14 protein-coding genes are annotated in these 18409 nt (G+C 61.0%); 6 read left to right on the forward strand and 8 right to left on the reverse strand.

The window, feature by feature from the left end:
- The first annotated feature begins 70 nt into the window (after nt 1-70).
- The 3 genes from I1M21_RS06700 to I1M21_RS06710 all read left to right on the forward strand — a co-directional run bounded on the left by I1M21_RS06700 (nt 71) and on the right by I1M21_RS06710 (nt 5673).
- Nucleotides 71-1816: a TerB N-terminal domain-containing protein gene (locus I1M21_RS06700; RefSeq protein ID WP_271763022.1), complete on the forward strand. Its 1746-nt coding sequence runs from the start codon at nt 71-73 to the stop codon at nt 1814-1816.
- Complete coding sequence (locus I1M21_RS06705) at nt 1809-3113, forward strand: ATP-binding protein (protein WP_195192947.1); 1305 nt, start codon at nt 1809-1811, stop codon at nt 3111-3113. Before I1M21_RS06700 ends, I1M21_RS06705 begins: the two co-directional genes overlap by 8 nt.
- Nucleotides 3114-3228: 115 nt before the next feature.
- Complete coding sequence (locus I1M21_RS06710; protein ID WP_195192948.1) at nt 3229-5673, forward strand: DEAD/DEAH box helicase; 2445 nt, start codon at nt 3229-3231, stop codon at nt 5671-5673.
- Between the two features lie 26 nt (nt 5674-5699).
- Here the strand turns inward: I1M21_RS06710 and I1M21_RS06715 are convergent, their stop codons facing one another.
- The 4 genes from I1M21_RS06715 to I1M21_RS06730 form a co-directional block, all read right to left on the reverse strand.
- Nucleotides 5700-6578 carry a spermidine synthase gene (locus tag I1M21_RS06715; protein WP_195192949.1) on the reverse strand — a complete coding sequence of 293 codons (879 nt, stop codon included), beginning with the start codon at nt 6576-6578 and terminating at the stop codon, nt 5700-5702.
- On the reverse strand, nt 6579-8483 hold the full coding sequence (locus I1M21_RS06720) for an elongator complex protein 3 (protein ID WP_195192950.1): 1905 nt from the start codon (nt 8481-8483) through the stop codon (nt 6579-6581).
- Nucleotides 8484-8580: 97 nt separating this feature from the next.
- Nucleotides 8581-9447: a DUF4097 family beta strand repeat-containing protein gene (locus tag I1M21_RS06725; protein ID WP_229025663.1), complete on the reverse strand. Its 867-nt coding sequence runs from the start codon at nt 9445-9447 to the stop codon at nt 8581-8583.
- Nucleotides 9447-10169: a helix-turn-helix domain-containing protein gene (locus I1M21_RS06730; RefSeq protein WP_195192952.1), complete on the reverse strand. Its 723-nt coding sequence runs from the start codon at nt 10167-10169 to the stop codon at nt 9447-9449. Before I1M21_RS06730 ends, I1M21_RS06725 begins: the two co-directional genes overlap by 1 nt.
- Before the next feature lie 267 nt (nt 10170-10436).
- On the opposite strand from I1M21_RS06730, the gene I1M21_RS06735 reads away from it, so the two are divergent.
- The 3 genes from I1M21_RS06735 to I1M21_RS06745 all read left to right on the forward strand — a co-directional run bounded on the left by I1M21_RS06735 (nt 10437) and on the right by I1M21_RS06745 (nt 15257).
- Nucleotides 10437-11309 carry a class I SAM-dependent methyltransferase gene (locus I1M21_RS06735; RefSeq protein ID WP_195192953.1) on the forward strand — a complete coding sequence of 291 codons (873 nt, stop codon included), beginning with the start codon at nt 10437-10439 and terminating at the stop codon, nt 11307-11309.
- A gap of 117 nt (nt 11310-11426) precedes the next feature.
- Nucleotides 11427-12266, forward strand: a complete 840-nt coding sequence (gene trmB / locus I1M21_RS06740; protein ID WP_195192954.1) for a tRNA (guanine(46)-N(7))-methyltransferase TrmB — start codon at nt 11427-11429, stop codon at nt 12264-12266.
- Between the two features lie 309 nt (nt 12267-12575).
- Entirely contained in the window at nt 12576-15257 is a 2682-nt protein-coding gene (locus I1M21_RS06745; protein ID WP_195192955.1) for a DEAD/DEAH box helicase, read from the forward strand.
- 79 nt (nt 15258-15336) lie between these two features.
- Here I1M21_RS06745 and I1M21_RS06750 read toward each other — a convergent pair whose 3' ends face one another.
- The 4 genes from I1M21_RS06750 to I1M21_RS06765 all read right to left on the reverse strand — a co-directional run bounded on the left by I1M21_RS06750 (nt 15337) and on the right by I1M21_RS06765 (nt 18381).
- On the reverse strand, nt 15337-17094 hold the full coding sequence (locus I1M21_RS06750; RefSeq protein WP_195192956.1) for a DUF2130 domain-containing protein: 1758 nt from the start codon (nt 17092-17094) through the stop codon (nt 15337-15339).
- Nucleotides 17095-17244: 150 nt separating this feature from the next.
- A complete protein-coding gene (locus I1M21_RS06755; RefSeq protein ID WP_195192957.1) occupies nt 17245-17790 on the reverse strand; it encodes a metallophosphoesterase in 546 nt (181 codons plus the stop codon).
- Nucleotides 17791-17856: 66 nt separating this feature from the next.
- On the reverse strand, nt 17857-18036 hold the full coding sequence (locus I1M21_RS06760) for a hypothetical protein (RefSeq protein WP_195192958.1): 180 nt from the start codon (nt 18034-18036) through the stop codon (nt 17857-17859).
- An 18-nt stretch (nt 18037-18054) separates the two neighbouring features.
- Nucleotides 18055-18381 carry an HIRAN domain-containing protein gene (locus I1M21_RS06765; protein WP_055250700.1) on the reverse strand — a complete coding sequence of 109 codons (327 nt, stop codon included), beginning with the start codon at nt 18379-18381 and terminating at the stop codon, nt 18055-18057.
- Between the last annotated feature and the right edge of the window lie 28 nt (nt 18382-18409).

The raw sequence follows: 18409 nt of genomic DNA on the forward strand, positions 1-18409 counted from the left end.
TCTCGAACACCTGTTTGATGCTGTGCTATGATATGAGGTCACCGACACCATATAGGGAGAGGAGAGGGCGGTGGCCGACCAGGACGTCAAGATGCTCATCGAGCGCATTATGGCCGAGGCCCGGACCCATCAGTCCGCCCGCTTCTCAAACGAAATCTATGCTGACGAGCCGATTCTCAAGACCGGTCGTCAGATGCAGAACTTCCTCCCCGACCAGTACCGCAAGATGCGCGAGATATCACGCTGGCAAGATGATCCCAAAGGCGGCGCTGGGCGTTGGCTATCGGAGGCGGAGCTCTTTTACCGTCAAGGCCTGCTGATGGCCGACTTCGAGGACGATTGCCCCTACAACGGCACCTTTAAGTCGTACTTTCCCACCTACAATGCCATGAGCGATCGACAGTTGCGCGGCTACTTTACCTGGCGTGCCCAAGTGCGCCGCGGAACCGTCGAGGAAACGTCTACGTCCTTTGCCTTCCTGTATCTCTATGAGTTGATTTGCGGCATTGGCGTAGATGACCCGCTCGATGGTTTTAGCAAGATCAAGGCATTTTGGGAGGCCTATCGCGCCTTTGAACCCGGCATCGACCGGTTCGCACGCGTGTGGCTGCAGGACTACGCCGTGTTCCACGGACTCGACCCCAAGCTGCTTCGCGACTCTAAAACCGTTATGTTCGACAACGCCCTCATCGAGCTGCGCCGCGCAGCGCGAGACCTTGTACCCGCGCCGGCGCCGTCGGACCTGCCGCCTGCGCGTCGCAAGACCTCCAAGCCCACGCTTCCCCTTCCGCCCGATGAGGCGCATGAGGAGCGGCTCATGGCTGCCATCGACGCACTCTCGACGTACAACCTGAATAACTCACGGCTCGACCGTTCCCACCATCGTGACCTGCGCCACGTGGCATGCGCCGTGTATGTCCGTATGGCGCGCTACTATGACACGCACCGAAAGACCGGCATCGTAGCGAGCTTGTTTGGGGAGGAGACGGCCATGCCCTACACCATGTTTGCCTCGGCCGTGTTCTTTGCGCCCGAGCGCCACGAGGACTGCGAATATCGCCTGGACCCCATTCACATCTACCGCTGCCAAAATGGCTTTTGGGAATGCATGCGCATCCACGGCAGCAGACAAAAAAGTAGCAAGCTCGGTGAGATGATGCGCGCTTGTGATCAACGCCTGCGCTTGGCACTGGATCCCGGCCACCCCCTTAAGGAAGAGAAGGTCCCCAAATATCTGGCTAAGATTATCGATGACGAGATCACGGCATGGCTTTCATGGGATGCCGCACATCAGCCCGTTAAGATCGATATCGACCTGAGCCAGCTGGGGCACATTCGGAGCGCCGCCGCACAAACGCGCGAGGCGCTTTTGATCGACGAGGAGCGCGAGGACGGCACGCTTGCGGATGCCGAGGTGGCAGTTGCCGAGCGACGGGAAGCCGAGCCCGTGGCTGACACGATCGCCGAACCAGTCGTGACGACCATACAGCGGGACGAGGCTGGCGAGCCGACCATCTCCACCGAGCAGTTTGGCATCGTAGCCCCGCTCCTCGCACCAGCGCCCACGCCCGCCGACACCGCGTCCGCACTCGATCCCGCCGCAGACGCCTATCTTCGAGCACTACTCGAGCAAAACGCAGCGCAGACGGCATCGGCGGTGGCGCAGTCGGGCAAGAGTGAAGACATGCTCGTCGATAGCATCAACGAAGCGCTCTTTGACCTGGTGGGCGACACCGTTATTGAATTTGGCTCAGCAGGACCGCAAATTATCGAGGACTACGAAGCAGACGTGAGAGGATACTTAGACCATGAGTGATACCGCACCCGCAGCACCCCGTGTGCCCAAGCGCGTCGCCGCCGTCATTCTCAACTCGCTCAAGGGCGGCGTTGTCCCGCGCATTGGCCTTCCCTATATCACCGTGGGGCGAGAGGTCGAAATCCGTGCCCTGCTCACCGACCTAAGCCTCATCGCCGATGGCGGCGCGAGCTTCCGTTTCCTAGTCGGTCGCTACGGCGCCGGCAAGAGCTTTTTGCTCCAGACCATCCGAACGCATGCCATGGGCGAGGGCTTTGTGGTCGCCGATGCCGACCTTTCCCCTGAACGCCGCCTACAGGGCGGCCAGGGCCAGGGCCTCGCCACCTATCGAGAGCTCATCCGCAACATATCGACCAAGACGCGCCCCGAGGGCGGCGCGCTCAACCTTATCCTGGATCGCTGGGTCGCCTCGTGTGCCGACGCCGACGAGTCTGCCGTTAATGCCCAACTCGCTCCACTCGAAGAGATGGTCCACGGCTTCGACTTCACCCGCATGCTCCGCCGCTACCGCACGGCCGTCTCGGAGGGCGACGAAGAAGCTATGAGTCGCGTGACCAAATGGATTCGCGGCGAGTACCGCACCAAGAGCGAGGCGCGCGCCGAGCTAGGCTCCTCGACCATCATCAGCGATGACGATTGGTACGACTACGTCAAGCTCATTGCGCGCTTTTTGGTCTGCAGCGGCTACAAGGGCATGCTGGTGCTCATCGACGAGCTCGTGAATTTGTACAAGATTCCCAACGCCATCACGCGACAGTATAACTACGAGAAAATCCTAACGATGTACAACGACACGCTGCAGGGCAAGGCGCAGTACCTGGGCATGATCATGGGCGGTACGCCGACCTCTATCGAGGACCGCCGCCGCGGCGTCTTTTCCTATGAGGCCCTTCGGAGCCGTCTCGCTCAGGGCCGTTTTGCGCACGATGATCTCAAAGACATGCTCGCGCCCATCATCCGCCTGCAGCCGCTCACCTACGAGGAGCTGCTGGTGCTCATCGAAAAGCTCATGCAGATTCATGCCGGCTACTTTGGCTGGACCCCCACGCTTACCGAGAACGACCTGGTGGACTTCCTCAAGATCGAGTTTGGCCGCGTGGGGGCCGACACGCATCTGACGCCCCGCGAAGTCATCCGCGACTTTATCGAGCTGCTCGATATCCTGTGTCAAAACCCCGATGCTAACGTGGCCGAGTTGCTGCAAAGCGTCGGTGGCGACGCGCTGGCGCCGGCAGCCGCAACAGACGACACCGGCACCGCAGGCGACGACCGCAACTTCGCCGAGTTCACCATCTAACCTGCCAAAAAGGTCAGGTTTATTTTGGCAGGTTTTATCTGGGCAAACGCCGATGTTGCAAGATATCGAGCCGTTGCCCGTTGCGTTGATCAGCCCGTTGATGAGAGGAGGCCCCGTGAACGCCTTTTACCGCTACGCCCCGTTTATCCAAGACTTCATTTACTCCCACGATTGGGAGAGCCTGCGCTCCATCCAGGTTGCAGCAGCTGATGCCATCTTTAACACGCAAGATAATGTGCTCCTGACGGCATCCACGGCTTCCGGCAAAACCGAAGCGGCCTTCTTTCCCATCCTGACCGAGTTTTGGGAGAACCCGCCCGCAAGCGTTGGTGCCCTCTACATTGGCCCCCTCAAAGCGCTCATCAATGATCAGTTCGTCCGTCTCAACGACCTATGCGAAGAGGCCGATATCCCTATCTGGCACTGGCATGGCGATGTCTCCCAGTCGCACAAGGCTAAGCTCATCAAAAAACCGAGCGGCATCTTGCAGATTACGCCCGAGTCACTCGAGGCGCTCTTAATCCATAAGCACATGGCGATTCCGCGCATGTTTTGCGACCTGCGCTATGTGGTCATCGACGAGGTCCACTCGCTCATGCGCGGTGACCGCGGCGGGCAGACGCTCTGCCTTATCGAGCGACTCTCGCGCATGGCGGGCGTGCGACCCAGGCGCATCGGCCTTTCGGCCACCATCGGGGACCCGGAACGCACGGGTGCCTTCCTGTCGCAGGGGACGGGACGCGACTGCGTCATCCCCCGCTTTGAGGAGCCGCGCCGCGTGTGGTGTATCTCCATGGAGCACTTCTACAACTCGGGTCCCCAGGCTCAGCAGCGAGGATTCGCGAGCACAGGTCCGCAGGAAGCTGAGGTGCTCGGATGCGAGCGCATTGAGGCGGCACCACCCGCGGAGCTGCCGCCCGGTGTCCAAGACATGCGCCACAGCGGACAGCTTGCACAGGAAGAACGCCGTCAACGTCGCGAGCAGGCGCGGGGCAAGGCCGCTCCCAAAGACCGTCGCACTTCCTCGGCTCCCGAGGGCGAAGTCGACATCCCACGAGCGGCCGAGCAGGCGCTTCTCAACCCCACCGACACGGCGCCCGACAACGCCGACCCCGGTATGGGCTATATCTTTGAGCATACGCGCGGCCGCAAGTGCCTGGTCTTTGCCAACTCGCGCGAGGAGGCAGAGGCCGTGTGCTCCATGCTGCGCAGCTACTGCGAAAGTCGACACGAGCCCGACCGCTTTCTCATCCACCACGGCAACCTTTCGGCATCGCTGCGCGAGACGGCCGAGGAGCTCATGCGCGACGAGGAGCAGGCGCAGACAACCGTCACCACCTCTACGCTGGAGCTCGGTATCGATATCGGCCGCCTGGAGCGCGCCTTCCAGATTGACGCGCCGTTTACCGTCAGCTCCTTTTTGCAGCGCATGGGGCGCACAGGCCGTCGCGACCTTCCGCCCGAGATGTGGTTTGTCATGCGCGAGGAAGAACCCGAGCCGCGCACGATGATGCCCGAGACCATTCCTTGGAAGCTCCTGCAGGGCATCGCGCTCGTACAACTCTATCGCGAGGAAAAGTGGGTCGAGCCGCCCGAGCTCGATCGACTCCCCTACAGTCTGCTCTATCACCAGACCATGTCGACCCTCGCCAGCACCGGAGAGCTCACGCCGGCCGAACTTGCCCAGCGCGTGCTCACACTGAGCTATTTCCATCGCATCTCGGCCGATGACTATCGCGTGCTGCTGCGTCACCTCATTAAGATCGACCATATCCAGGTCACCGAAGGCGGCAGGCTTATCGTGGGTCTCGCGGGCGAGCGCATCATCAACAACTTTAAGTTCTACGCCGTGTTCCAGGAAAACGAGGAGTTCACTGTTCGCAGCGAATCGGCCGAGCTGGGCACGATCGTCAACCCGCCCCCGCCCGGTGAGCGCATCGCCATCGCCGGCCATTGCTGGATTGTCGAGGAAGTGGACTGGAAGCGTCATACCGTCTTTGCCACGCAGGTCAAGGGCCGTGTGCCGGCCTACTTTGGCGACTGCCCCGGTGACATCAATACACACGTACTCGAACGCATGCGCAAGGCGCTCAATGAACATGCCGTGTATCCGTACCTTATGGGCAACGCACGGGCACGTCTGGCGCAGGCTCGCCATACGGCCGAGATTTCGGGCGCGGGGACCAAGCCACTCATCAACCTGGGTGGCGACACCTGGGTGCTCTTCCCCTGGCTGGGCAGCTACGCCTTTTTGGCACTCGAGCGCATGCTCAAGATTAAGTGTACCGCGGAGCTGGGCCTTCGCGGACTCGACCCGTCACGTCCGTACTTTATGCAGTTCAAGATGAAGGCCGACGAGGAGACGTTCTTTGAGGTGCTCGCCGCCGAGGCCGAAAAGGACTTCGACCCCATCGAGCTCGTCTATCCCGGCGAGGTGCCTTATTTTGATCGCTACGACGAGTACGTTCCCGAGGAGCTTGTGCGCAAAGGCTTCGCCGAAGGCGTGCTCGACATCGAAGGCATGAAGCAGCGCGTCCTTAGCTGGCGAGACCACGCCTGAGACCAGTCTTTTTAGGACGGGGAAACTTACTTGTCGTGAAGGACGGTGCCGAGGAAGTCGGTGTCGAAGGGCTCGGCTTCGGCAAAAGCGTAGTCGCCGTCGCTGGCGATGAGCAGGTAGTTCTCCTCGCCGCCGAACTCCGCATCGCCACACGGGACCACCCAGGCGTGGGCGAATACCTCGAGTGCCGTGGCAGCGCAGTCGCGCAGGAACGTCACGTCGCTCCCCTCGTTTGCGCTCACGATATTGGCCGCGTAGATACCCCCGGGGTTCAGGCTGCCTCGCACCAAACGCAACGCCTCAACCGTCGCCAGCTCGCGTACGGGCTCGGCACCGCCAAAGCAATCGCTCACGATAACGTCGTAGCGGCGATGCCCCACGCTCGTCACGCCCAGATACGAGCGCGCCTCTGCGGTGATCACACACAAGCGGTCACCCACCATGCGCTCAAGCTCGTCCAGATAGAACCAACGACGGGCCAGACGCGTAATCTCGGCATCGTACTCAACGACATCCATACGCAGGCCCTCGTGCGACATCAGCGCAAACTTGGGGTAAGCAAACCCGCCACCGCCCAGCATGAGCATGCGGTCGATGCCATGCCCGCAAGCTGCGCGCATCGCATCCTGGGCCTCAAACACATCGTCAAACGCACGATAGTACGCAAAGACCGGCTCTGCCCAGCGATCGCCAACATAGCTCGCACTTTGGTAAACGCCACCCTGCACAAGCACGCGAACCTCATCGCCGTTCGCATCGCGCACGCGCCTTACGCGTGCTAGCCCATTACGAGTCCGCGCGACCTGCAAGCAGGCAGCGCGAACAGCGACAGCGGCCGCACCAAGCGCAGCAGCTCCCAAGGCAACACCGGCAACAACCCCGGCAGAAACACTCGGCTTGTTCATCTAGAGCTCCTTTTGCAGATAGAGGCCATGATCGTAAAAACCCAGGTGACGATAGTACTCACGCGTGCCGATCGCGCTAATCACGTTAATGTGCGTATAGCCCGCATCCCGAGCGATAGCGCACGCGCGCTCCACCAGCGAACGGCCCAGCCCATGATGCTGCGCCGCCTGGCCCTGATCGCCCACACGCGCCGCCATGCCATACACGTGTACCTCGCGAATCATCGCCTCGTCCGGCGTCGTCGGCAACTCGCCCGCGTGGGCGGCAACAAATGCGCGGTCGGGCAGAGACAAGCGCAAAAAGCCGGCGATCTTGCCCTGTGGTGTCACCCACTGCAAAAAGCGCTCGCCCGTCACCGGGGTCTCGTAGGCGACCTCGTCAAGAGACAACTCATCCAGGTCGGCACCCGCCGTGCTGATCTCGCGATAGCGAATCTCACGCACCGTCGCACCGTCGCCGCGAGCGGCCAAGCGATTCTCGACCAGCTGGCGCAGGTTGGGTTTCTTATTGCCCACCATGATGTCATCGGAGCTAAAGTCGCGAATCATGCGGCTGATGCGGCAGAACGCCGGCGTCACCACGATGTCGTCGGCCAGCACGTCGAGCAGCTCGTCCTCGGTATAGGGACGCCACTCGCCGCGCTCATAACAGCCCACCAGGCGCGAACCCTCAATAAGCGCGCACGGGTAGACCTTGACCTCGTCGGGCATAAAGGCCCCCTCGGTCATAAAACGCTCGTAGTCGCGCTTGTCTTCCTCAGGCGTGGCGCCCAGCAAGTTGAGCATAAAATGCGCGTGGATCTTAAAGCCAAACAGACGCGCGAGCGAAAACGCACGCTCAATCTGCGCCACCGTGATGCGCCGCTCGTTCATGTCGAGCAGATGCTGGTCAAGGCTCTGGATGCCCATCTGAATCTTGGTGCAACCCAGGCGGCGGATGAGCGTGAGCGCTTGCGGCGTCACGGCATCGGGGCGCGTCTCGATAACCAAACCCACCACGCGATGCTTCGCCGTCTCGTTGATGCGCTGCTGGCGTTCGAGCTCTTCCATGGTGGCCGTCTGCCACTCGGCGACCGCGCCCCAGGGTGTGCCAGAGCCGTACAGGCGACGCACCGCACGGTTGTAGCCGCCCACGGCAGCATCCACTTGCTCCTGCTCGTCGGCAACACCGGCAGCAAGCTCAACCTCGTCGGTCGCGATACCTGCGACTCGATAGCGCTCGCGACGCTCCGCCACCACGGGCGGCAGCGCATCGGCGGGAGCATCGTCGAGCAGGCGCCCCGCCTCGGTACGGCTGATGCCCGGACGCGCCAGCATGGGGTTGGCTGCCACGCCCGCCACGGCATCGTCATTGAGCGCGCGGAAGAGCTCCGACATAAACCATGTCTGATACTCCTGCGGATAGTCACTCCACGTGCCACCGAGAACGATAAGCTCAATTTTGTCGGTCGCATGTCCCATCTGTGAAAGCGCCGTCAGGCGAGCGCTCACCTGCAGATATGGATCGAAGCAGTTTTGCTCCGCACGGGCGCACGCTGGCTCGGCATGCAGGTAGCTTTTAGGCATGCGAAGGTCGTTAGGGCAAAACAGGCAATCGCCCGAGCACGGCCATGGCTTGGTGATGACAGTAATCGTCGCCACGCCCGAAGCTGTGCGGCGCGGCTTCATGCGTAGCACCTGCAGCAGCTGACGCTCCAGCTCGGCATCGACATTCCACCCAGCCCAACGCGCCGGTTCCTCGCGCTTCACCCGCTGGTAAAACGGCAGCAGGCGACGCTTGGCCAGGTCGCGCTTGTCGGCGCCCTCGCGGCGCGCCTCGGCATGTATCAGTTTGACGAGCGCCTTGTCGTCCACGGTCTCACCGCGATGCAGGGCCTCGAGTATGTTCAAAATAATCTGTTCCATGCCCCCATTGTAAAGGCAAAGGCGCCGGAGCCGACCACGGCCCCGGCGCCTTCATCAAAGAGCGCGGCTATGTTTACCGGTCTTCGAAAACCGTCCGTCACTCCGAATCAAACGACATGTCGCCCAAACCGACCTCAAAGCGATACGTGGCGGACTTGTCACCGTTATCGAACTCAAGGTTCGAAACGTCATCGCCCTCGTAGGCATCCATGACAAAATCGCTCTCAAAGTCGCCGCCGCCCAGGGTAACACTCGCCTTAAAGCCCGTAGAACTCGGAACCGTTATCTCCACGTCGCCCGAGCCCACACTCACGTCCATCAACTTCGCAGGGGCCTGGTTGAGCTCAAACGTCGCATCGCCCAAACCGACCTCGGCATTCAGGGTATCGGTCACGGCGCCCGTAAACTCGACGTCCCCCGAGTCCAGCGTTACATCCAAATCGTGGCACGCAATGTCTGTGACCGTCAGATCGCCCAGCCCCACATACGCCGTAATGCCCACCATGTTCTCGGCAACCTCGCGCGGCAGCTCAATGGTGACCGTACGGTCGATCACGTACTTGTCATCGCTGTCGAACTGGCCGATCTTGAGCGTAGAGCCCTCGATCTCGGCAAGATTCCGGGTTGCCGCGTCTGAAGCAGACGTCCCCTTCGCAACGCGGCCGCTTTCGATGACGCGCACCCGTCCGCCAGAGACACGCTTAACCTCGACTGTGCCCGACGTCACATCCAGGTCGAGCGACTGAAACGCGCCTTCGTCAAAAGTCGTGCACGAAAGCTGCTGGGACTGAGCGGAATAGTTGTCGCTATCCAGGCCAGGCCAGTCGAACGCAACGGTACCAAGACTCCACGGCCCATCAAAGTGAATCAATGCCCGTGAAATGCCAAAGACCAGTCCGATAATGAGCACGAACGCTCCGATGCCGACGCCCAGGCGCACCTTGGACTCATGCGAAAGCTTCATCATTCATCACCCTCTTTGGCGCTCGGCTCCGCGCCGTCGGCAGCAGCCGCGTCGGCATCAACCGTGGCGGAAGCGTCCTGCACCTGAACCTGAGCCGCCACCGGTACCGGACCAACCTGAATATCCCCACGTGCCCAATCGCCATCGAGCGCACGGGCCACCCAGTGGTAAATAGGGATTGTAAAGAAAATCAGCGCGGCAAAGGGGCAGCCACCAAGCAGGAACATCAGCAAAAAGAACAGCAGCCAGCAAACGGCCCAATACGGAAACGATTGGAACGGGCCCTTCACCGGAGTCGAGCCAACCGCGCCGCCACTCGTCGCCTGCGCTGTAGCGGCATTGGCGGCCTGCGCACTCCAGCTTGCCGCTTGCGCCGCCTTGGCGGCGGCGTCACTCGCCTGTGTTGCCGCCTCGGTAGCTCGTGCCGCCGCCTCATGGGTGCGTGCGCGCTCTGCCGCCTCGGCCTCGCGCTGGCGAGCGCGGTCCTCGTTCTCAAACTCGATATCGTCCTCGATCTCGTCACTCGGATTGAGCAGCTCGTCCAGGCTCACGCCATAGAGCTTGGCGAGCGAGATCAAGTTCTCAGTATCGGGCGAGCTCTCCGCGCGCTCCCACTTACTGACCGCCTGGCGCGACAGCCCCAGCTTTCGCGCCAGCCCTTCTTGGCTAAAGCCCTTGCTGCGACGAAGGTCGGCGAGCCGCTGCGCAGTTTCTACATTCATGGTTCCTCCTATGTGATGCCAGCCGTGCCGCCGGACCGTTTTTGTTCTTAAGGCGCCTTGCACAGTTAAAAATCTATCCGCCACCGCCAAAAGCATGCCACCTATTCTAGTGAGATTTTTGACAACCGGCGGTTGCGGGTGCATATGAGCTGCGGAAATGTGTCCAAACAAAGCAATGACCCGTAGCTTGGTTGTCCCCGTTGCGGCGTTAACGGTAGTATGGTCGTACTGTTTATTCCGCACCGCCAACGGAGGGAGTTCCGCGCCGTGAACCGCGATTTCGCTTCATCGCTCATCCAGCTCAACAACACGTTCTATCGCGAGCACTCCGCCTCCTTCTCCGATACGCGCCAGGCCCCGTGGCCCGGCTGGGTGCGCACCATGGACATCGCGCTCGAGCAGCTCGACGTCGCCACAATCGAGCATCCCGTCCGCGTCTTCGATCTTGCCTGCGGCAATATGCGGTTCGAGAACTTTGCCGCCGGCGGCGCACTTGCCGCCAAGGGCGTCGACGGAGCAAACCCCTCGGCAGATGCCAGCTGCCCGTTTGAGTTCTATGGTGTCGACTCGTGCCAAGACCTGGCCATCGATGCACATGGCCACGCACTGCGCATTCCCAACCTGCACTTCCAGGAGCTCGACGTGCTCGACGCCCTCATGAAGCTCAATCCCGCCGAGACGCCCGATACGCTCTTTGACGCCCCACTCGCTGATATCTCGGTGTGCTTTGGCTTTATGCACCACGTGCCATCGTGCGAATACCGCGTGCGCGTGCTCGATGCCCTCGTACGCCAAACGCGCCCGGGCGGCATCATCGCCATTAGCTTTTGGGAGTTTATGAACGACGAACGCATGGCGCGCAAGGCAGTTCGCGCCGAGGCGCGCGCCGAGCTCACCCCGCCGTTTGAGGGTTACGATTCCGCGCAGTTTGAAGCCGGCGACCACCTCATTGGCTGGCAAAACGACCGCCACGCCTACCGCTATTGCCATCACTTTGACGATCAGCAGATCACCGACCTGGTGCGCGGCGTGCGTACGTTCTACAAGAGCGGCGAGGTCCCCGTGCGCGAGCTTGAGCGCTTCCATGCCGACGGTCGCAGCGGCGATCTCAACCGCTATGTGATTCTCAAGCGCCTGTAGGCATCGACAACTCGCCGCCGAGCCGCATCGCATCTTTCGGGCAAGCTATGCCCGCCCTTTTCAACCCATTGACGGAACGCGCAGCTATGCGTTCCATACTTATGACCAAGGAGCCTCATGGGAGCCGTCCACGTTCGCACGCCTAAGAACTTTGTGCTCGAGGAGCGCCTGGAGCGCTACGCCGATGCGATTGAGACGAACCCCGAGGCCTATGCCGGAGATTGGCGCGGAGCATGCGCACCAGCTGGCGGCGAACCTTTCGGCCGTCTTCACTTGGATCTTGGGTGTGGCAAGGGAACCTATCTGGTTGAGCGCGCTCGTCGCGAGCCCGACACCCTCTTTATCGGTATGGACCAAGAACCCATCTGTATCGCCTACGCCGCACAGAAGATATGCGAACAAGGCCTGTCCAACGCACTCGTCCTACCCCGTGGCGCGGCATCGCTACCGCAACTGTTCGCTGCAGGCGAGCTCGATGCCATCACCATCAACTTTCCCACGCCGCAGCCCAAGGCCAAGTACGCCAAAAAACGACTCGTCCATGTCGAGCATTTGATGCTCTACCGCCCGCTCTTTGCAGCCGGCGCCACCGTCACACTGCGAACCGACAGCAAGCCATTGCGCGACTACGCCCTGGGGCAGTTTGCCGCGGCAGGCTACGACACACTTTGGATAAGTGACGACGTTCGCCGCGACCATCCCGAGCATCCCGAGACCGAGTATGAGTGCCGCACGCGCGAGATGGGCGCCGCCGTCTATGGCATTTGCGCCACACCCGGCGAGAAGCCTACCGAAGAGCAACTCGTAGCAGGCCGAGCGCAGGAGCAAAGCCTTGCCTGCTACCTGCCCGATAACCTCGATGAGCTCACCTATGTACCCCTGGGCATGGAAGAAGCCGTCGAGAACTTTAAGAACCGCGCCCGCAAGGGCAAGAAGCGCCTACCGCAGGAGTCCTAGGGGCTTCTGATGGTCGCGACGTCGGCAAACAAGCGCGAATAGGCGCCAACGAACGACCCTCGAGCCTAAGTGAGTAGACTTTTTCGCAATGGCCACGCACAACCCGCACAACGAAAACTAAAACCGCAGGTAGAGCCCTTGCACAAAAGCCATGTGCTCGCGATATTGCAAAAAGTCTACTCACTTAGCTGGCGACCGCACCAAACAGCTGGGTAGAACGCCCATTTCCTGCATTTTCTCGCGCGCTGGCACCCCGCGCCGCCGCTACGCCATAATAGTTGGCGGACAAACGCGAGAGAAAGCAAACACATGGCACAGACCACGACAGATACCACCGCCAGCACCGTCTCCGGCGCCGGGGCTGCCAGCTCATTCTCGGGCGGCACGGGAACCGAAGCCGAGTTTGGCTCGCTCGGTGCGCTCTCCCCCACCTGGTGGGAGCCCGAGGATGGCAGTGAGCCCGAACCATGGCTCACGCCTGATCAGGCCTTCGAACGCTTCTTTGAATGGACGAGCGACCGCGGCATTGAGCTGTGGGATCACCAAGAAGAGGCCCTCATGGATCTTGCCGCCGGCGATCACGTCATTTTGGGAACACCGACCGGATCGGGCAAGTCGCTTGTCGCGCTGGGCATGCTCTTTATGGGCATGGCGCAGGGCAAGCGCTGCTACTACACGGCTCCTATCAAGGCTCTGGTCAGCGAAAAGTTCTTCGACCTGGTACAGGTGCTCGGCCGCGATAACGTCGGCATGATCACCGGCGACACGCACATCAACACCAAGGCGCCCGTCATCTGCTGCACGGCAGAGATCCTTGCCAACGACGCACTGCGCGAGGGCGAAGATGCCGATGTTGGCTGCGTCGCCATGGACGAGTTTCACTACTTTGCCGACCCTGATCGCGGTTGGGCCTGGCAGGTGCCGCTGCTCACCCTGCCTCACACGCAATTCATGCTCATGAGCGCCACGCTCGGCGATGTCACCGCGATCGCCGCCTCGCTCGAGGAGCACACCGGCGCTACCTGCGACTTGGTCGTCGATGCCCCACGCCCCGTGCCGCTGAGCTACGACTACGTGACGACCTCGCTCGAGGGCACCGTCGAGCTCGCGATGCGCCGCGGCGAGGCCCCGCTCTACATCGTGCACTTTAGCCAGGACGCCGCACTTGCAACGGCACAGTCGCTCGCCAACTTTGGCATTGCCAGCAAGGAGCAGCGCGAGGCCATCAAGGAGGCGGCCAAGGGCACGAGCTTCTCGACGGCCTTCGGCAAGATCCTCAAGCGCTTGCTCGGCTGCGGCGTCGGCGTGCACCACGCTGGCATGTTGCCGCGCTATCGCCTGCTGGTCGAGCGCTTGGCGCAGCAGGGCCTGCTGCCCGTCATCTGCGGCACCGATACGCTCGGCGTCGGCATCAACGTGCCCATCCACACCGTGGTCCTCACCGCGCTCACCAAGTTCGACGGCTACAAGATGCGTCGCCTGCGCGCCCGTGAGTTCCATCAGATCGCCGGTCGCGCCGGCCGCTCGGGCTTCGATACCGAGGGCATGGTCATTGCCGAGGCTCCGGAGCACGAGATCGAGAACGCCAAGCTCATGGCCAAGGCAGGCGACGATCCCAAGAAGCTCCGTAAAATTAAAAAGAAGAAGGCCCCCGAGGGCTTTGTCACCTGGAACAAGCAGACCTTTGAGCGCCTGATTGAGACGCAGCCCGAGACGCTCAAGCCGCGCCTTCGCATCACACACTCCATGGTGATTAGCGTGGTCGAGCAGGGCGGCGATGCCCGCGCCCGCGTACACGACCTCATCGAGACGAGTCTGCAGACTCCCGAGGAAAAGGCAAAGCTCGAGGTTCGTGCCGACGAGATCTTCGCCACGCTCATTGACTCCGGCGTCGTCGTGCGCACCGAGGTGCCGCTCGCACCCGACGCTCCGGCTGACGCCGCGCCGGACATCGACTACGCGCTGACGGTCGACCTGCCCGAGGACTTTGCGCTCGACCAGCCGCTCTCGCCGTTTTTACTTGCCGCGCTGGAGCTGCTCGACCCCGAGAGTGAGACGTATACCATGGACCTCATCTCGATGGTCGAGGCTACGCTCGAGGACCCCAAGCAGGTATTGCGCGCACAGGAGCGCGCCGCGCGCGACCGCGCGATGGCCGAAATGAAGGCTGACGGCGTCGAATATGAGGAACGCCTGGAGCGCATCCAGGATGTCACCTACGAAAAGCCGCTCGAGGACTTGCTCGATGCCGCCTTCGACAAGTACTGCCAGGAAGTACCTTGGGCCAACGACTACCAGCTCTCGCCCAAGAGCGTCCTGCGCGACATGCTGGAGAGCGCGAGCGACTTTAAGGGCTATATCCAAAAGCTCGGCATCGCCCGCTCCGAAGGCATTTTGCTGCGCTACCTGGCAGAGGCCTACCGTTCTCTCGACCGCACCGTGCCCATTGAGAAACGCGATGAGCACTTGCGTGACATCGTTTCGTGGCTCGGCTTTGTGGTGCGCTCGGTCGACTCGAGCCTGGTGGACGAGTGGGAGAACGCCGGCAACCCCGCTGCACTCGACGCCGCACCGCCGCAGGGCATCGACGAGGTCGTGGCGGACCGTCGCGGCTGCACGCTGTTGGTGCGCAATGCACTCTTCCGCCGCGTGGCCCTTGCAGCCCGTGGACACGTGCGCGATCTGGGCGAGCTCGACGAGGACTGGGGCATGAGCGAGATCCGTTGGCAAAAGGCGCTCGATGCCTACCATGAGCAGCACGAGGAAATCCTCACCGACGGAGACGCCCGCAGCGCCGCGATGTTTTCCATCGACGAGTCCGATGAGAAGACCGCGCACGTATGGCACGTGCACCAGATCTTTGCCGACGAGGACGGCGACCACGACTTTGGCATCAGGGGCGATGTCGACCTGGACGCCACGCAAGACGGCGGCGAGGTCATCTTCAAAAACTACCGTGTCGGCTTTATCGAGGACCTGCTCGAGGACTAGTCGAACATACTGGAACGAAACAAAGCGGGGCCGTTGGCAATATCGCCAGCGGCCCCGCTTTTGCACTATACGCTATGCCTTACTCGGCATCCTCGACCTCATACGAATCCGCCTCGGCGGGCTCATCGTTTGTCTCTGGCGCAGCCCCGCGCGCCTCGTCAAACGCCGCCTTCATGGTCTTGTTGCCCCACGTGAGCTTGCGAATGGTAAGATCGTCGGCCTTCTTGTTGGCTAGGCGCAGGTTGTTCTCGGAAGACAGCAACGCCTCCTTGGTTTTCTGCAGATGGCTAATCGTCTTGTCGATCTCATCGATCGCCGTTTGGAACTTGCGGCTCGCGATCTCGTAGTTGCGACCGAAATCATTCTTGAACTTTTCCATCTTGGCTTCGAAGTTCGTGACGTCGATATTCTGCTGTTTGTACTCCGCCAGCTCCTGCTTATAGCGCAGCGAACCCATGGCGGCGTTGCGCAGCAGCGTGATCATGGGAATGAAGAACTGCGGGCGGATCACGTACATCTTCTCATAGCGGTAGCTCACGTCGACGATACCCGCGTTATAGAGCTCGCTCTCGGGCTCCAGCAGGGTGCAGAGCACCGCATACTCGCAACCTTTCTGGCGACGATCGTGATCGAGTTTCTTAAAGAAGTCCTCGTTTTTGTGCTTGGTCGCGGTCTCGTCGTTCTCGTTTTTCATCTCGAACATAATCGAAATGACCTCGTTGCCGCTCGCGTCGCACTCGCGGAAGATAAAATCGCCCTTGGTGCCCTCGGATGCATCGTTATCTTTCTCGAAGTATGCATTGGGAAACGCCGTCATGCGCAGGCGATTGAACTCGGTCTCGCAATGCTGTTCGAGCGACTCGCCCACCATCTTGGTGGACAGACGGACCTTCATGTCCTTAAGACGCTCAATCTCTTCGTCCTTGTAGCGAATCAACTCGTCACTCACGCGCTTGGCCTGCGCAAGCTCAAGCTCGTGGGCTGCCTTGGCCTGTTCCTCACGCGAATCGCGCACAGCCAGCTCGCTCGTCAGCTTGGCACGCGCCTCGTCGCGCTCACGCTCCGCCGCGGCGACCGCCTCTGACAGGTTCATTTTTGCCATCAGTTCTTGTTCGCGCAGCTGCGCACGCAGGCCCTCGGCCTCCTGCTCGGACTGAGCCTTTGCGGCGGAAAACTTCTCTTGTACCTTTGCGCGATAGTCAGCAAGCGTGCGCTCAGCCTCGCCGCGAGCGGCATCGATCTCACGCTGCGCCTCGGCAGCAGCAGCGGCAAGCGCCATCTCCTGAGCCTTGTCTGCCGCGGCAAGCTTGGCCTGCAGCTCGGCAATCTGGGCATCACGCACGGCTAAATCGTTTTGAGCAGCGTTGCGCGCCGCCGACTCGGCAAGCTTGGCTTCATCATCCTTGCGTCCCAGCTGCGCACGCAAATTGTCAATCTCACGCTGGAGCTCGGCGTTCTCCTTTTGAGCATCGGCACGGGCCTCAACCGCCGCGCGCTGGCTTGCACTCTCGCGCTCTGCGGCAGCGCCCTCGAGCTTGGCGCGTAGCTCGGCGAGTTCAGCATCGCGCTTGGCGACTTCTTGCGCCAGTTTCTGATCCGCAGTGTTCTTCTGCTCGACAAGCTGAGCGTTGCGCTGAGACTCTGCCTCCTGCAAAGCAGCCGACGAACGTGAGCGTTCAAGCTCCAGCGCCTGCTCGCCCTCGCGCTGGACTGCCTTCACACGCTCATCCAGGTCGCGCGAAAACTCGGCATCGCGCACCTGTTTGACGATATCCGCATAGCCAGACGCATCGACCTTAAAAACTTCGCCACAATGCGGGCACTTGATCTCATTCATAGCAGCTCCTCGATGAACGCAAATTTCGACCGCCTACACTCTACCGCGCCGCACGGACAAAAAAGGCGCCGCCGCCATAATGGCAACGGCGCCAGAACCACTACAAAGGTGCCTGTCCCCTTTGTGGTGGTTTGTGTGACGGTTCGAGAATTACAGTCCAAAATAGCCCAGGATCTGGTCGCGGCTTACGGGCTTGTAATCGTTGGCATCGAGACCGACATCGTAGCGAAAGATAGGACGTTCGCGATCGCGGTTGCGCGCGTTGGTGCGGTCTCCCCTGCTGTGGATATGCCCGTGCAGCATGATGGCGCCACGCGCCTTGCCATTCCAGCTGAGCATGGGGTAATGGCTCATAACCAGACGATGACCCTTGGCATAGCCGGGAGCAATCTCCAGGTAATCGCGCACCTCATCCCAAATATGCGGCGCGTCCGGATTTTCCCAATCGACGTCATGGTTACCACGGATGAGCGTCACGTTCTGGCATTCGATACGCTCGCGCAGGCGCACGGCATCCGCCAGGGGCAGACGATAGGTAAAGTCACCCAGGATGTAGAGACGGTCATCCACAGCCACGCACTCATTGATGGCATCGATGACCTTGCGATTCATCTCCTCGACCGAGTCAAACGGCCGGTCCATGTCGTGCAAGATATTCGTATCGCCCAGGTGCAGATCGGCGGTAAACCACATCATCGTCTATGCCCTCATTTCGCAACGTGTTCAACTCGTGCTAAGTATACAGACGCAGCGATGCGGCGGTTATCCAAAGAACCCGCCGAACAGTCCGCGGCGGCTCTTGTCTTGCTTTTTCGAAGCGTCACCCTGGGCATTCTTATCCTGCCGCTTCTTACGATCCCGCTCCAACTCATTGTCATCGAGTAGCATATCCCACTCAAACGGATCGTCTGTCAAATCGAACTGGTCGTCGTCATCAAACATGGCAGTCTCCCTAACCGATTAGCGAGCATCCACCACGTAGAGTCCAACACGCACCTGATGCCACGGGCTGCGCTCGGGAGCAACCTGTTGCACGCGGGCCTCAAATACGTCCTCATGGCCGTAATACATCATCAAGGACAGCGGGCCGACCTCGTTTCCCGGGACATAGCCAAGCTTGGTGTTGCCATAGTAGATCGCAACCGCCTCGGGATCATGGGGATTATCGCGCTCGGCGCACAGCGTCAGTTTATCGCCCACTTTAAGATCGCCTAGGACCAAAGCGCCGTCGGCATATTGAAATCCTGCGATATGAAATGACAGAAGAACACGTGAAGGCTCGTACATGGCAGCTCCTCTAACGGCCGGATAAACC

Origin of the sequence: Collinsella aerofaciens (assembly GCF_015546965.1) — a bacterium.
GTDB classification, from domain to species: Bacteria; Actinomycetota; Coriobacteriia; order Coriobacteriales; family Coriobacteriaceae; genus Collinsella; species Collinsella aerofaciens_X.

Coding starts and splice junctions, on each gene's coding strand:
- I1M21_RS06765 (WP_055250700.1), bottom strand. CDS start 18,381: ATGTACGAGCCTTCACGTGTTCTTCTGTCATTTCATATCGCAGGATTT.
- I1M21_RS06730 (WP_195192952.1), bottom strand. CDS start 10,169: ATGAATGTAGAAACTGCGCAGCGGCTCGCCGACCTTCGTCGCAGCAAG.
- I1M21_RS06750 (WP_195192956.1), bottom strand. CDS start 17,094: ATGAATGAGATCAAGTGCCCGCATTGTGGCGAAGTTTTTAAGGTCGAT.
- I1M21_RS06760 (WP_195192958.1), bottom strand. CDS start 18,036: ATGTTTGATGACGACGACCAGTTCGATTTGACAGACGATCCGTTTGAG.
- I1M21_RS06725 (WP_229025663.1), bottom strand. CDS start 9,447: ATGAAGCTTTCGCATGAGTCCAAGGTGCGCCTGGGCGTCGGCATCGGA.
- I1M21_RS06755 (WP_195192957.1), bottom strand. CDS start 17,790: ATGATGTGGTTTACCGCCGATCTGCACCTGGGCGATACGAATATCTTG.
- trmB (WP_195192954.1), top strand. CDS start 11,427: ATGGGAGCCGTCCACGTTCGCACGCCTAAGAACTTTGTGCTCGAGGAG.
- I1M21_RS06715 (WP_195192949.1), bottom strand. CDS start 6,578: ATGAACAAGCCGAGTGTTTCTGCCGGGGTTGTTGCCGGTGTTGCCTTG.
- I1M21_RS06720 (WP_195192950.1), bottom strand. CDS start 8,483: ATGGAACAGATTATTTTGAACATACTCGAGGCCCTGCATCGCGGTGAG.
- I1M21_RS06705 (WP_195192947.1), top strand. CDS start 1,809: ATGAGTGATACCGCACCCGCAGCACCCCGTGTGCCCAAGCGCGTCGCC.
- I1M21_RS06745 (WP_195192955.1), top strand. CDS start 12,576: ATGGCACAGACCACGACAGATACCACCGCCAGCACCGTCTCCGGCGCC.